The organism is Maridesulfovibrio sp. (assembly GCF_963666665.1).
Taxonomy (GTDB): Bacteria; Desulfobacterota; Desulfovibrionia; order Desulfovibrionales; family Desulfovibrionaceae; genus Maridesulfovibrio.
Genome location: NZ_OY762999.1, coordinates 2,483,609 through 2,498,452, shown reverse-complemented (window position 1 = coordinate 2,498,452; position 14,844 = coordinate 2,483,609). Strand labels below are relative to the sequence as shown.

Here is a 14,844-nt window from a genome sequence, read left to right as displayed (position 1 = left end):
GATTAGATTTTCCAGTCGATTGAAGAAAGGAGGTCTTCAGTGGAGAATGCTGTATATTTTGCGATTTTAGCTAAATCATTCTGCTGCTGTAGCTGGGAAGATTCGGATATACTGTCCTCAATTGGGCGTAGCAGCGGCTTATTAACTATGGCTAAGAAGTGATGATTTTGATTGGCGGATGCGGGGTCATTTTGGACCTGATTCGTTGCCTGCTTTACAGTTCTGGGAGTGCCGGAAAGTTGCAGATCATAGAATTTTTCTTCGAAAGAGTCGGCGCGGCCGCGCATATATTCTGTGAATCTGTCGCCTTTGCGGGTGTTTTGATGGGTTAGTCTATCCAGTTGCTCTTCCGTAATATTTTGGTCACTGCGAAGCTCGTTAATATCTTTAAGTTTGGTTTCATCTTCTTCATAATTAGAGTCATCGGTGTTGAAAATCTTACCTTTTGCGTATGTAGTTGCTGCGTTGGTTACGCTGTATGCAGTTTCAGAATACTGGTTCTGTCCTGCATCTTTTAGCTTGCCTTTGGCGTAGGCAACAGCTCCATCACGGGTGGCTTTAACTATATCGCCAAGTTCTTCGGACGAGAATTTTTCGACTTCGTTTCGTGCTTCTTCAATGGCCATCATGGCGAGGTCGAATGTTCCGAGGTCGTCACGCAGTTTCCCGTCTACAAACATGGTCCACTTAAGGCCGTCATTTTTCAGATATCCAAACGAATCTTCCATAGTCTGCCAGAAGTTGTTCTCTGCAGCCTTGGCAAGGTTCTGAACGCGGTTGATAATAGTTTCAGTGTCTCCATTATAAAATTTGTCGATCAACTTTTCAGCGGTCTTAAAATCCTGTCCCTGAATGGCTTTGCTCAGCTCATCAATATGTTTCTGGTATTCAGCGGTATTTCTTCCGGCCAGCAATTGCTCTCCATTATCAAATATTTTGCCTAATTCTTTATGGATAAATTTGGAGGATTGGTTCATTGCTTTTTCAAGCTGGAATTTGACGTTATTCTGTGACATCCTCAGGCCGTTTTTTTCGAGGTCGGCGGTAATCTCTTCTGGAGTGTTTAACTGTTCCTGACCTCTCTTACTGAACTTGAAAGAACCGGCCTGCATCTGGCTGGATTGATTGAAACCTTGTATGCGCATGATTATTTATCCTCCTGAATTGAACCGGATAAATATTCTTCCCATTTGGTCTGCTGGGTCTTGTATTTGTCTATCGCATCGGTTTTATAAGCATTGTTCTTTTTTGACTGCTCATGCAGGAGCTCGTTGCTGATATCATTTTGTAACTGTATTTGGTCTTGTTGCGCTTTGACCAATGGTTGCGTTGGAGCCGTAAGTGATGTCTGCGCTGACTCAGCTGTCTGCTGCCCTAAGGCTCCGTCTTCTGTTATCAGTCCAGATGTTTCACCCTGTGTTTCCTGCTCTTCTTCACCTTTTTTAACCAGCATAGCAGTTCTTTTCAGGCTCACGTATATTGACTGGAAACGCTCAACTCGTTCCTCTGCGTAATCGTAAAAATTGTCTGTCTTACGCGTGTTACGGTGTTTAAGTCTCTCGAGTTGTTCCTGACTTAGCTCCTCGCCGGGTTCAAGCGCATAAATGTCGGCTAATTGTTCTTCGTCTTCCTTGATGACGGTATCGTTAGTATTAAAAATTTTGTTACGGGAAAATTCCGCAGCTGAAGCTATGACACTTACTGCATCCTCAGAGTATTTGTTACGTCCGGCATGTTCCAGTTTTACTTTGGCATTATCAACTGCTGCTTTGCGGATGGAATCGGTAATGCCTGAAAAATCCTGATTTGAAAAAGGGTCAACCTCTTCTCTAGAGAGCCTCAAAGCCAACACGGTCATCTCTTTCATGGTAATTTTTTCATATGTCTTACCATCGTATCTGAAATTATACTGAGAACCTCCTCCCGGCAAAGCTTCAATCCCTTCTTGTAATGTGTTCCAGAATTTGTCTTCAGTTGCTTCGGCCAGCATTTTAATTTTACCAACGATCTTATCGGTGCTTCCGCCGAAGAACTTGTCTATGAGCTTTTCTGCTTTTTTGTAGTCCTGCTGTTGTATTGCTTCGGATAGCTTTTCGATGTGCTTGTCGTATTCTTTACTAGTCCTGCCAGCCAGTGTGGATTCTCCACCTATGAATATTTTGGATAATCCTTCATGCAGAAATTTGCAGGAATCGTTTATGGCCATTTCAATTGTAAAACCGAGGTCGGTTTGCGGAATATCTTTTCGGGTTTTGATTTCCTCTTCAATTTTCTTCTTTTCATCAGCAATTTTATCCGCATTTTTCTTTTTGAAATCATCGGCAATTGCTTTGAGGTCGAAAGCGGAAGGTACTTGTCCGAATGATGAGATACGCATTGTGATTACCTCTTATTCTAGACCCGGAAGTTAAAGGATGAAGATGATGAACTGTTTTTCATCATTGATTTGTAAATTTTCTTGTATCGAGCAGCGTATTTCCCGGTTGCTGTTGCATATACTGCGGATAGATCTTCACGGAATGAACGCCAGTCTTCATTGCCCACAAAATCAGCGGGTTTATTCATTTCAAAGGGCTGTTCTTCTGTGCCGGATAGTTCTTCAACTTGAACGGAAGGGCCGTCTCGTCTTGCCTTGGAGGCAAGATCTTTGAGTTCCTCGACAACCGTTACACCCATCTTGTTTAATTGGTGGGCGATTTTACTCTTAGATGTGATGCCTAATCCGGCACTTCTGCTCAGTTGCTCATCTGTGATTGCCTGCTCAGGAGAGCTTTCTTTCAGATCCTCAATGGTCATGTAGCGCATAATGCGCATTGAGCCTGAATTCCCTTTTTGCTCTTCAATACGGGAAGTCATGTTCAGTTCCTGATCCGCAAGTTTGTCGGCAACTCCATCTCCCCCGAAGAGAGTATGTTTGGTGTACAGGGAAGCGGATTGAACAGCATTTTGGGCTTGTTTTTTTGCGGAGTCTTCAGAGGCTTCATTACCGGCTTCACGGATTTTGCGGGCAGCATAATCCACTGCGTCCGCACGGACTTCGTCAATCAGTTCAGAAAAATCCATATCGGCAAGAGAACCGGTTTTCTGCTTGGCATTTTCAATTGCTCTGTCCACCAGATCATAGCCGGAAATCCATTTCTCTTCCTGTATTCCATCGGTAATGGTAAGCCCTTGAGCCTGTCCCATCTGACCGAGGACTTTTTTCATGTCTCCCCAGAATTTGTCTTCAACCTTGGTCAGGGTTTCTTCTATTTTGCTGATGACCTGATCAGAATCGCCATTGTAGAATTCTTTGAGTATTTTCTTGGCGTTATCGAAGTCTTGACCTTCAACGGCACGGGTCAGTTCTTCCAGATTTTTATTATATTCAGCGTCTGATTTGCCGGAGAGGAGCTTGGACTTGTCTTCCTCAAAAATCTGGCTGATTTTATAATCCAGATACTCGGCATTATCTTTGACCACCTTTTGGATGGCAGCTTCAGGGTCAAAAGGTAAAGCTTGTTTAGGATGGGCTTGTTCCGGGGCACGGTTGGTCGCAGAGGTGCTGAAGCTCTTCTTATCATCAATGGCTTGGTTGAAGTTATTTAGTGCGTCTCTCTTAGCTTGGCGCGCACGCATAGTGCTGCTGAATCCCTCCAGATATGAACTGGGGTCAGTATTGTATGCATTGCTGCCAAGAGTTGAGCCGATACGCATTTCCAAGCCTCTGGAATTAGGTTAAAAGCGGGTCTTGTATAAAGCGAATAATCGGTTGTTCTTGAGAAAACTTTATATTTATATGATAAAAATATAGATGGAAATAATTGATCCATTCATGGCACAATTATCGAATAAAAAAATAGGACAGGCGGTTAAGCCTGTCCTATTAAATGAATATAGATAAATCTAGTGCGTTGGCGGCGAAGCCTTAATGAAAGGGTTTAAGCCGCAGGAGGCATTCTTAAAGAGCAGCGTCTAAGAGTAAATTATCCCGGTGGATAGCCTCCGGGTAGGGGCATTTACCGAGAATCGTCTCGATATCACAGGACTTGCAGCCCATAATTTTGATCATGTCTGTAGAATTATAACAGGATAATCCGACAGCAAGCGATTTGCCTTCCTTGTTAACCACACGAACAAGCTCCCCGGCCTTGAATTTACCATCCACTTCGACAATACCTGCGGGCAGCAGACTCTTTCCTCCGGAAAGCAGTGCCTTCTGCGCTCCTTCGTCAATGATCAGATCACCTGCAGGGTCGCAATGGTAAGCCAGCCAGTATTTGCGGCGGGAAACAGATTTCTCGTCAGGTACAATCCATGTGCCGCGTTCTTCTCCGTTAAATATGCGCTCAATGATCATACGGTCCTTGCCCGCAAGGATCAGGGTCGGCACACCGAGCTGGGCTGCACGGTTGGCAGCACGCATCTTGGAGAACATGCCCCCGGACCCAACGGCAGTCTTGCCGTCGCACATGGCGTCAAGGTCGAGGTCGTGAATGTTCTCAATGCAGGTCAGCGGCTTGGCATCGGGGTTCTTATCCGGGTTTTTATCGAAAACACCGTCAGCTGAAGTGAGGTTGATGAAAAGGTCTGCTTCAACAACGTTTAAGATCAGGCTGGCGAGGGTGTCGTTATCACCGAATTCCAGTTCCTGAACTGCGACTGTGTCGTTTTCGTTGATGATGGGGATTACCCGCCATTCAAGGAGTCTTGAAAGGGTGTTGCGGGCATTCAGGAAACGGTCGCGGTGTTTGAGGTCGTCGCGGGTAAGCAGGACCTGAGAAGTAACCAGACCGAAGCGGCGGAAAGTCTCGTCATACTCATGCATGAGCCGTGACTGACCAATGGCCGATGCTGCCTGACGCGCAGGCAGGTCATCCAGCTTTGCGCCGGACGGGATGGATTTTCGTCCGGCGGCAACCGCACCGGACGAGACGAGGACTATGTCGACCCCGCGTTCGTGCAGGGTCGCCAGCTGATCGGCAAGGCGGCAGATCAGGCCGAGGTTGATGCCCTCAGCCGTAGTCAGTACCGCGCTGCCGATTTTTACAACAATGCGTTTAGCTTCCTTAAGAGTCTGAATCCTGTTGCTCATCCTGGTCATTTTCTTCCTCTTGATTCATTGCCTTGAATCTGTCCCACATGTCACTGAGGAGTTCCTGAACTCCGTCACTGTGAAGTGCGGATATGAAGTAAATTTTTATCCCTGCTTCTTCGGCCTTGGCCTTGATTGCTTCAAGGTCTTCCTCGGAGAGAAGGTCGATTTTGTTGATGACCCTCAGCTGGGTTTTATTGGCCATTTCTTCATCAAAGATGCGCAGTTCTTCGTCAAGCATGCTGAACCCTTCAAAGGGATCTTCAAGACTCAGATCTTCTGCACTGAGAATATGGACAAGGAATCTGGTGCGTTCCACGTGTTTGAGGAAGCGGTGACCAAGTCCATGTCCTTCGCTGGCTCCTTCAATCAGGCCGGGAATATCGGCGATGACCAGCTTGCTGCCCATATCATCATCCACCACGCCGAGGTTGGGCACGAGAGTGGTGAAGGGATAGGCTGCGATTTTGGGCTTCGCAGCGGAAATTTTGGAAATAAAGGTGGATTTACCTGCGTTTGGCAGACCGAGCAGACCTACGTCCGCAATGATTTTGAGCTGCAGGCGGATGCGTTTTTCTTCTCCGGGGAATCCTTCTTCTGCCTGACGCGGGGTCTGGTTGGTGGAGGATTTGAAGTGGATGTTTCCACGCCCTCCGTCACCGCCCTTGCAGATAACTATTTCACTGCCTTCCTGAGTAAGGTCGGCGACAAGCTTTTCGCTGCCGTCTTCGGTGTTCACTTCGTATACCAGTGTTCCGAGCGGGAGATCGACGATCAAATCATCGGCTCCTTTACCGTATTTGTCGCGGCCCTGTCCGGGCTCACCGTTCTTTGCTTCGTAAACACGCTTGAGCCTGAAGTCATAAAGGGTCAGCAGCTGGGAGTTTCCGCGCAGAATAAGATCTCCGCCTTTGCCGCCGTCGCCGCCACTGGGGCCGCCTTTGGGTATAAATCTTTCCCTGCGGAATGCCACGCATCCGTTGCCGCCCTTGCCGGAACGAACCGTAATTGTTGCTTCATCTATAAATTTCATAGGATTAATTGATGCGCTGTGCGCTTTTATAGGTGATTTCGCCTCCGGCGGCCAAAGGGAATAATTACCTTTGGAATCCTTGAGGGTCGGTCATTGGGTGTGATCGCTAAATTAGCGTGGGAGGAGAGTGTACCTCCCGTTTTGTGTTTTTGAAAAGCCTTAACTTGTTTGGCCTTGAATATTTCAAAGATCCAAACACGAAAAGGCAGGGGACGCATTAAGTAATGCGACCCCTGCCTGAAAAAAGCTTTCGCCTGATGTCTAGGCTTCTGCAGGTACGATGTGTACTCTGGTTTTTACGCGGTTTTTGCGCACGTACTTTTCGTACTGCACAACACCGTCAACCAGTGCAAACAAGGTGTAGTCTTTGCCGGTGCCAACGTTTTTACCAGCGTGGACTTTGCTACCAACCTGGCGAACAAGAATGTTGCCAGCCAGTACTTCCTGACCACCGAAACGTTTCACACCACGTCTTTGGGCATTACTATCGCGACCGTTCTTCGAGCTACCGCCCGCTTTCTTATGAGCCATTATTAGCCTCCTTAGTAGGTTCTGTCGTCAAGCTTAAGCCTGAATGGCTTCCACTTTGATTCTGGTGTAGTCCTGACGATGACCCTGTTTGGTCTGAGAGTCTTTCCTGCGTCTTTTCTTGAAAACAACGATCTTTTTATCACGACCGTGTTCTACAACAGTGCAGGAAACCTTCGCACCTTCAACATAAGGAGCGCCGATTTTAACGTCTTCGCCCTGACCGATAAGAAGAATTTTATCCAGATCGACTTTTGTGCCTGCTTCAGCGTCCATTTTCTGGACATTGAGTTCCAGACCTTCTTCAACGCGGAACTGCTTGCCGCCAGTCTCAATTATTGCATACATTTTTAACTTACCTCCGTCACGTAAGAGAGGGGAAGATATTCGTATCTAGGTTGAAAAGTCAAGTAGCTTTTAAACTTTTTTTTCAGAATCTGCTATCGACCCCAGAAGTTGCATCACGGGAGGATGATCGCCCTTACTGTTTCTTATTACCGGGCAATTTCGTCCCATGCACTCTTTATTGTTTTTCATTTGATCACACAGTATATGCGCATCAGCCCGCAACCGCAAGCCAAGAACCTCTTCAGATACCTGTGAGGCGGCTTTCAGGGCCAGCCAGCAGTCACGCTGGCAACAACGGGCGGCTTCAATGTCTGCAATTAATTTAAGGGCTGCGAGGGTCCCTTTCTGGGCAATGGAGCGTTCAGACGCTGTTAACGGGGTTGCTTCCAGAATTGCACTCATGGCCACACCTACGCCGATGGCTGCTCCGCAGACTCCCATGAATCCGCAGAAGCCTCCTGCGACTTTTGCGCCGCGTGATATTGCCGTATCTATGACCCTGTCGTCAATACCCCCGCCGCAATTTCTGTAAGCAGCTGTAATCACACCGGGTACAAGGGCATGATGCTCAGGTCCGTGCATGGGAATGGCCGGATGATTGCGTGCTTTCTTGAGCAGTTGGATCATATCCGTCTCCGTGCTGGACTTCAGCAGATGGGGCAGAACTTCCATGCCGTCTTCGGTGTGGCATTTATCACAGACAAAGTGACCGCTGGTACAGTGCCCGTTGGCTTCGTGTTCTTCGCCGCAGAAAGAGCAGGTTATTTTGCGGTATTCGGTCAGGTATTCAAGCTCTGCTCCGCAGACCATGCAACCTTCCATGCTTTTCAGGGAAAAGTTGGAGTGGTTGGTGTCTTTCTTGGGTTCAGTTTCCGGCTTGTCAAAAGAATCCGGAGTAGGGCAGCAGCATGATTCACCGATGAAAATATTATCCACGGAGCCTTCATTATTTATTATGAATAATTGCTCTCCGAGCAGGTTTGCTTCCTGTTCAGGGATGTCAATCACGCTACCGGGAGTCAGGATGGCGCCGCTGGCGGTGATGGCGGTTTTCAGCGGTCCACGGTAGACGGTTTTGACCATTTCACCCTTGAGCGGCTTGCGGGCCGAGAAGGTCAGTGAAAAGAATTGGTGTCCGCCTACTGTGCGATAGGGAAAGCGTTTGATCATTATGAGTGATTCAAATCCTGCTTCTTCCAGAAGCCCGCAAAGGTTCTTCTGGGTCTGCGCTCCGGCAATACATTCACCGTGTAGGGTGTCATCATTGCGGATTTCCGGTCCCGGTTCAGTTTCGCAGACAACGTCAGAGATGGTCAGTCTGCCTCCGGGCTTGAGTACCCTGAACATCTCGGAAAAAGTGCGTCGTTTGTCGGTGGAAAGATTGAGCACGCAGTTGGAGAGCAGCAGATCGGCACAGTCGTCTTTGAGGGGCAGGGTTTCGAGGTAACCTTTGCGGAAATCCATGTTGTCGTAGCCCATGGATTCTGCCACTGCAGCCTGTCCCTTGCGGGCATGATTCAGCATGGGGTCAAGCATGTCTATGCCGGTGACCTTGCCGTTCGGTCCCAACTGCTTGGCAGCGATGAAACATTCAATTCCACGTCCGCTGCCAAGGTCTACCACATGTTCGCCTTCTGAAATTCCGGCATCCATGACCGGAGAACCACAGCCGTAACCCCGGAAACGGTATTGCTCTGGGATATGGGCCATGAGCGCCGGATCGTAGCAGGCCGGATTGAGAATGTCTTCCTTAGCTGTGTCGGCTGCTTCAGTGTAGAAGTCTTTCACTACAGCAAGACTGTTGTTTCCGGCTACAGCCAGAAGGCAGTTCGTGTGGGTCAGGGCTACTGCGCCGTGCCCGGAACAGCGGTCCAGCTTATCACCCATTTTGAGCAGCAGTTGCGGGCTGTCATGCTGTTGCGATTCAGCCGCCTTGCGGGATATCAGCTCAAGAGCCAGTTTTTCGTAGAGGACACTGTAAGGGTCATCGCCGATGAAACTTTCCTTGTGCATGTAGCTGTGGTCGGTATCTCCGCCCCCAAGAATTAATTTAAAGGGTGACTCAATATTTTTCCCACTGCTTTTGCGCAGCTCTTCAAGGATGTAACTTTGCTTCCATGCTTGCTCTAAATTGCCATTAATACAGGTTGATAGAGCATCAATATCAACGGTGGCTGCTGACGGGTAAATCTTTTCGTCCGGTCCTATAGCAAGGGATTCCCACCCGGCTGTAGATCCGTCATGTATGGTCCCGCAGGGAGCGAAAATCATACTTTTGACTGCTTCAATATTATCTATGGTTACCCCTGTTCGCTCCCCGGTTTCCCATGCCTTCAGCAGGTGGGTGTAAATTACATCCGGCTCGACAAATTGTTCGGATTCACCACGGCCGCGTACAAAATACCACATGAAGTGGACGTTGGAGGCTCCGGTTTTAGCAGCAAAATCTACGACATCTTTCATCTCATGCACATTGTCTTTGGTTACGCACATGGACAGGGTAAAAGGGATTCCTGCAGCGGAAAGCCATTTCAGGGATTTTTCAAGTGCGGCGAACATTCCTTCGCCGCGCAATTTGTCGTGGGTTTTACCGATGCCGTCTACACTGATTTGCAAGTGGAGGCGGCTGAAATCATAACTGTGTCTGGAGAAGAATTTTTCCACTGCCAACCCGTTGGTGAGTACTGCTACGTGGCTGGATTCGATTTCCAGCATGCTGGTCAGGATTTTATCAAGTCCTTTGTGGACCAACGGTTCCCCTCCGGTGAGAGCGAACATTTTACAGCCTAATGCTTTTGCCTGCGCGGTCAGTTCCAGCACCCGTTCTGTGGCAAGTTCCCGCTTAGCCAGCGGGGAAGAGGAAAAGAGGCAATGGGAGCAGGACATGTTGCAATTGTCGGTGATATGGAACCAGAGTTCACGCAGGGTGTCTGTTTTCAGCAGTTCGTATCTTCCGGGATAAACAGTTTCATTGCTGTCCGGCAGACGCATCAGGAACCGTTTGTCGTCTATTGAAAGGTTCTCTGATTGTTCCAGAGGGGAAAATTCAGGTTTTTTATTCTTCAGCAGACTGCAGAGCAGTGCGTCGCCTTTTGGGGTGGGAACAAACCAATCCGGTGAATCGGGTCTGATATATATAGGAGTTTCGTTGTGAATAATACGGGTCCATTCAGCGATATTAAAGGACAAATCCTATCTCCTTGAAAAGTATGTATTTGGAAAATTTTAGGTGAAAAACAAATTTTACCTATATCTGGGGCTTAGATCAAGGCCCGGGAAAGGGTCATCACTTCTATGCGGACGGCCCCGGCTTCAAGAAGTGTTCGGGCGCATTCATCCACAGTTGAGCCTGTAGTGTATACATCATCTATGAGTAAAATCTGTTTGCCGGCTACAATGGATGGGGAGGCAATAAATGCTGTGTGTAGATTGGTACGACGTTCAGCGCCGCTGAGCTTTGTTTGAGGAATTGTTTTCCGTGCCCTGGTCAGGGCTTGTCCGGATAGTTTTGCGTTGAGTGTGGAAGAAGCAAAACGGGCAAGAATCATGGATTGGTTGAAACCGCGTTCACGCAGTCTTGAAGAGTGCAGGGGAACAGGAATTATCAGGTCCGGGTGGCTGGCTTTCGGTAAATCTGTACATAAAGAAGCAATGAATTGCCCGAAGACTGTATTGTATCCGTATTGATTATTGAATTTCCAGTCCAGGAGCATTTCCCGCAGCAGTCCTTTGTGTATGCCGTAAAAATAAAGTCTGCTGAAGTTGCGTGGGACAGTTTGGCAGCTGATGCAGGGCAGTTTGTCCGCATCAGGGGAATTGTTTTCATTGCCGCAGACCATGCAGATGTTATCCGGTCTTGCGTCCAAGGAGGTGAGACATGCTTTGCATACCCCTTTGTCTGTATGGGGCAGCAGGCAGGCCGGACAGCGTCTTTCTGAAAAGGACTTTTTAAGGCTTTCCAGCGCGCTAAAAGGTAACAAGTATCGTATAAGTTTGGCGAACATTGCTTAGGCTGTCGGAAGAAATTCTTTAACTTTACGAAATACGTCCTCTTTCATGATGGGCTTGAGCAGGATGCTGTTATAGCCGCATTCGATGCAGCGGGTCAGCAGATTCGGATTGTCTCCGGTGGTCATGGCGATTACTGGAATTGTCATTCCTCTTTTACGTATTTCGGCAACGACTTCGGGACCATCTATTTCAGGCATATGAACGTCCATAAAAACCATATCAAAGCGGTTTTCTGTCAGCAATGACAAAGCTTCGCGTCCGTCTACGGCAAAGCGTGGCCTAATACCCAGCTTGCCAAGATAGGTCTTTAGCACCAGCCGGACCGGAGCTGAATCTTCAGCTACCAGAATGCGTAAATCGGGAAAGGAAAAATCAGACATTACCCAAAATCCTCTGCCATGCTTCTTTTCCGTATTGAGAGATGAGCGCGCACTTTTCAGCATCAATGCTCAAGTCCTGCGGTTCGTCGATCCCCTTAAAGACTACAGCAGGTTGGAGTTCTGCTTTGAAGAATCTGAGGAAGAACTTGAGCGAAAGTTCCGCGCCCTCAAACAGTTTTTCACCTTTGGGCCTTCCTGCCAGAAGACATGCATATGCAGGACGTTTTTGCAGTCCGTTCATTACCGGAGAGTTGCCGGTGGCAGCTTCAAAGGCCCACTGACCCCGGTCTATGAAGGTCTTTAACCGTGAAGGCAAATGGTAAAAGTATATAGGAGAGGCAAAGAAAGTGAAAGGGGCGGAAATTATTTTATCGTACAATTCCTGCGCCCCGTCTTTGTCTGCGAATATACAGCGGTTGTCCGCTGCTGTGCGGCATTTCAGGCAGCCGATGCAATGTTCGAAATCCATATCGCCGAGTGTGATGATTTCAGCGTCACCGCCTGCTGATAGGATTCCTTCAAGGAAAAGGTCTGCAGCGAGGTCGCTGTTACCTTTTCTGTGATGGCTGCATTTGAATAATACCGGTAGTTGTTTCATAGTTAATCGTTATTTTTGCCCCGTGGTATTTTGCTATGGAAAACCGCGCGAACGTGATCTTCCTCTTCAAATGTTTCAAGGGTCCATTCGGGCAGGATTTCCAGTTGATGGTAAAGCTGCTCAACAGTTCCTTTATCCACAAGGGCGGTTATTTCATCGGTCCGCGCAAAACGGAGGTACCAACCTACCTCCAGTCCTACGCCTCAGCATTTGTTGCGGACATCAACGATCTTTTTCTCGCTCATTTTGTCCTCCGCTTAGATCTGGACCCCGCTGAAATAGGGGTTGTGATTCATTTCGTCGCCAACACTGGTAGACGGTCCATGTCCGGCGAAGAGTTCTGTTTCAGCCGGAAGGGTGAATATCTTTTCTTTAACTGAATTCAGCAGTTGTTCAGTGTCTCCGTAAGGGAAATCTGTCCTGCCGATGGAGCGGCGGAAAATGAGGTCTCCTACGATTGCCGATTTCAGGGCCGGGAAATGGAAGGTCAGGCTGCCCGGAGTGTGCCCGGGAGTAGAGTATATTTTACATTCCAATCCGATCAGCTCGGTTTCGCCTTCGCCTATGTGTTCACTTTCAAAGTGCGGAACTTCCGGGATGCCCATCAGACCGCCGCGTCCAACCTGTGTATCCATGAGAACGAGGTCATCGTTGGAGGCATAAATGGTTTTTCCGGTTGCATCGGCCAATGCGCGGTCGCCGAGGATGTGGTCAAAGTGGAGATGTGTGTTCAGGATGCGCTCCAGCTCTACTCCGTTTTTTTTCAGGTAGGAAAGTACCGGGGTCGGGTCTCCGCCCGGATCAATAACCAGTGCCTTGTTTTCATTGACGATAACAAAGCAGTTAGTTTCAAGGGGGCCGAGGGGAAAAATCTTGATTTCCATTAAAAATCCTCCAACATATATTCTGAGAGTTCGTTTCGTTTTGAGCTGCCCAGCTGGTCCGGGTGACCGAGGGCAATTACAACCTGCAGTTCATAGCGTTCGGCAGGAAGGTTCAGCACTTCCAATACTTGCTCCTGCTGGTTTATGATTTCGCCGAGCCAGACTGTTCCCAGCCCAAGTGAATGGGCGGCCAGCATTATGTTTTGCGTGCATGCTCCGGCACCCTGATGATCTTTCATTTCGCTGTACATGGCCTGTTTATCGAGAAATACGCAGAGCAGTACTTTTGCGGCTTTGACGATATGACCGTACTTGGTGCATTCAGCGAGAGATTCGATTCGTGCGTCATCATCATGGATGACCAGAAAACGGTATGGCTGATTGTTCAGCCCGCTGGGTGTCCAGCGTCCGGCTTCGAGAATAGCTGTCAGGTCATCTTTTGAGACTGGCTCAGCAGTAAACTTCCTGATAGAACGGCGAGTATAAATAGCTTCTAGGACAGGATTGGTTTTAACCATGATTACTCCTGTGTTTAGAAGGGTACGCCGCGGAAAATATTGACCTTGTCGATAGCCCGGTCGAATTCCTTGGGGTTCAGTTCCCGGTTCAGGTCATCGTCGAAATCTTTCATGTTAGCTTTCAGATGGATAGCTTCAGCTTCCTGCTCATCAATTTTACCGTCCTTGTTGAGATCAGCTTCGGCAAATGAAGGAATGGGCTGTCTTATTTCATACTTATCAATGATGGCGCAGCGAATGTGCCTCCCATCTGTATCGTAAGTAACATCAATATATGTGCCGGGATCAACATAAAGTTTGGTGCAGGTGTCGCCGGAGTATAAATCCTTGCCGTTTTTGTCTTCAAGGGCCAGCTTGATTTTGGCTTTGTCGCCTTTTTTGTCAAAGCAGTCTTTATTATAAAGAGAGTTGCAGGTACAGTCGGCAATGGTCTTGGGGTTGATGCGCCCGAATTTGTAATCGTTGGACTTTCCCCAGACTCTGATAATGGAGTCTGTATGGTTGATGACAGTAAAAATCTTTTCATCAGCTGCAGCGGATGTGACTGTCATAGCCAGCAGGGCTGCGGGCAGTACTGCGGTTTTCAAGAAGCCTTTGATGTTCATGGTTTTCTCCCGGATTGTGATGTTGCCTTTATTTAATCGTACACGGTGTGAATTGCAAGGATAGAAAAAAGCCCTCCCGGATTGATCCGGGAGGGCTTTGAGGTCACTTTCGGCTGGAGCCGTGGAGGTTAGACCAGCTTGCCGAAGGACAGGATGATGTTCTTACGGTAAGTACGGTTTTTCCATACGGATTCTGCTCCGTCTTCTTCGATTTCACGGGCAAGGATCTTACGCAGTTCTTCTTTCTGGATTTTGCCCAGATGAAGCTCACTGATATCGCCAAGCAATGTGAGGGGATCGGTATAATCAGCCGGGAAAGGCTCACTTTCGTTATCCCTGCAGAAGAAGCAGATTGTTCCGGAGTGGAAATTGCCGGTGGCTTTTTTTACGATGTCGGTCATTGGTTTGTCTCCATGTTTGCGTCCTGCTTCCAAAAGAATGCCCTGAAGCATTTGACGCCTGATGTTTTGCTAGCACTATTTGTGCCGAGCAAAACTTTCCTCATCCGGGCATTTTAGCGGCATCTGTTTTTTTAGGTGGGAGCGCAAGTATCCATAAATCCTCCCACCGGATTCCCTGGCTGATCAAAATTTGAATGCCGAGTATCCAGAAACGAAAAAAGGCATCTCCAATCGGAAATGCCTTTAAGAAATTTTAGTGTCTTAATCCCTCTCATGGGTCCCGTAACGGGAAGGCATTGGCACCTTGCTGCGGAAGCAGGTTGCCGGATGGTCAACGGGCCGATTTCCCTCGCATCCTCTACATGAGTAAATATTTTTCGCTTCAAAGAACGTAGCAACAAGATATTCACGGGATGGTAGTCCGTCAATAACTTTTTTGGGGAATGGGTGATATTGTTGTCTTC

The 14,844-nt window shown here is 48.0% G+C and carries 15 protein-coding genes and 1 riboswitch; all 15 genes read right to left on the bottom strand.

What is annotated here, in order from left to right:
- Positions 1–2: 2 nt before the first annotated feature.
- The 15 genes from ACKU40_RS11560 to ACKU40_RS11490 all read right to left on the bottom strand — a co-directional run bounded on the left by ACKU40_RS11560 (position 3) and on the right by ACKU40_RS11490 (position 14,380).
- Complete coding sequence (locus ACKU40_RS11560; protein WP_320172951.1) at positions 3–1,145, bottom strand: hypothetical protein; 1,143 nt, start codon at positions 1,143–1,145, stop codon at positions 3–5.
- Between the two features lie 2 nt (positions 1,146–1,147).
- Positions 1,148–2,377 carry a hypothetical protein gene (locus tag ACKU40_RS11555; protein ID WP_320172950.1) on the bottom strand — a complete coding sequence of 410 codons (1,230 nt, stop codon included), beginning with the start codon at positions 2,375–2,377 and terminating at the stop codon, positions 1,148–1,150.
- A 17-nt stretch (positions 2,378–2,394) separates the two neighbouring features.
- Positions 2,395–3,696 carry a hypothetical protein gene (locus ACKU40_RS11550; RefSeq protein WP_320172949.1) on the bottom strand — a complete coding sequence of 434 codons (1,302 nt, stop codon included), beginning with the start codon at positions 3,694–3,696 and terminating at the stop codon, positions 2,395–2,397.
- Positions 3,697–3,940: 244 nt separating this feature from the next.
- Positions 3,941–5,083: a glutamate 5-kinase gene (gene proB, locus ACKU40_RS11545; protein WP_407944287.1), complete on the bottom strand. Its 1,143-nt coding sequence runs from the start codon at positions 5,081–5,083 to the stop codon at positions 3,941–3,943.
- The gene (gene obgE, locus ACKU40_RS11540) at positions 5,049–6,107 is read right to left on the bottom strand and encodes a GTPase ObgE (protein ID WP_320172948.1); all 1,059 of its coding nucleotides are present in this window, start codon (positions 6,105–6,107) and stop codon (positions 5,049–5,051) included. Before obgE ends, proB begins: the two co-directional genes overlap by 35 nt.
- A gap of 261 nt (positions 6,108–6,368) precedes the next feature.
- A complete protein-coding gene (gene rpmA / locus ACKU40_RS11535) occupies positions 6,369–6,638 on the bottom strand; it encodes a 50S ribosomal protein L27 (RefSeq protein WP_320172947.1) in 270 nt (89 codons plus the stop codon).
- Between the two features lie 33 nt (positions 6,639–6,671).
- The gene (rplU, locus tag ACKU40_RS11530; RefSeq protein WP_015850739.1) at positions 6,672–6,983 is read right to left on the bottom strand and encodes a 50S ribosomal protein L21; all 312 of its coding nucleotides are present in this window, start codon (positions 6,981–6,983) and stop codon (positions 6,672–6,674) included.
- A gap of 69 nt (positions 6,984–7,052) precedes the next feature.
- Positions 7,053–10,172 (bottom strand): DUF5714 domain-containing protein, encoded by a 3,120-nt coding sequence (locus ACKU40_RS11525; RefSeq protein ID WP_320172946.1) that lies wholly within the window; start codon positions 10,170–10,172, stop codon positions 7,053–7,055.
- Between the two features lie 71 nt (positions 10,173–10,243).
- A complete protein-coding gene (locus ACKU40_RS11520) occupies positions 10,244–10,849 on the bottom strand; it encodes a ComF family protein (protein ID WP_320172945.1) in 606 nt (201 codons plus the stop codon).
- Between the two features lie 141 nt (positions 10,850–10,990).
- Positions 10,991–11,374 carry a response regulator gene (locus tag ACKU40_RS11515; protein WP_320172944.1) on the bottom strand — a complete coding sequence of 128 codons (384 nt, stop codon included), beginning with the start codon at positions 11,372–11,374 and terminating at the stop codon, positions 10,991–10,993.
- On the bottom strand, positions 11,367–11,972 hold the full coding sequence (locus ACKU40_RS11510) for an NAD(P)H-dependent oxidoreductase (RefSeq protein WP_320172943.1): 606 nt from the start codon (positions 11,970–11,972) through the stop codon (positions 11,367–11,369). Before ACKU40_RS11510 ends, ACKU40_RS11515 begins: the two co-directional genes overlap by 8 nt.
- A gap of 257 nt (positions 11,973–12,229) precedes the next feature.
- Positions 12,230–12,856, bottom strand: coding sequence for an MBL fold metallo-hydrolase (locus ACKU40_RS11505; RefSeq protein ID WP_320172942.1), 627 nt, complete (start codon positions 12,854–12,856; stop codon positions 12,230–12,232).
- Positions 12,856–13,374 carry a nitroreductase gene (locus ACKU40_RS11500; RefSeq protein ID WP_320172941.1) on the bottom strand — a complete coding sequence of 173 codons (519 nt, stop codon included), beginning with the start codon at positions 13,372–13,374 and terminating at the stop codon, positions 12,856–12,858. Before ACKU40_RS11500 ends, ACKU40_RS11505 begins: the two co-directional genes overlap by 1 nt.
- 14 nt (positions 13,375–13,388) lie before the next feature.
- Positions 13,389–13,979, bottom strand: a complete 591-nt coding sequence (locus tag ACKU40_RS11495; protein WP_320172940.1) for a hypothetical protein — start codon at positions 13,977–13,979, stop codon at positions 13,389–13,391.
- Positions 13,980–14,107: 128 nt separating this feature from the next.
- Positions 14,108–14,380, bottom strand: coding sequence for a hypothetical protein (locus ACKU40_RS11490; protein WP_320172939.1), 273 nt, complete (start codon positions 14,378–14,380; stop codon positions 14,108–14,110).
- Between the two features lie 268 nt (positions 14,381–14,648).
- A riboswitch (SAM riboswitch) is annotated at positions 14,649–14,749 on the bottom strand.
- Positions 14,750–14,844: the final 95 nt, after the last annotated feature.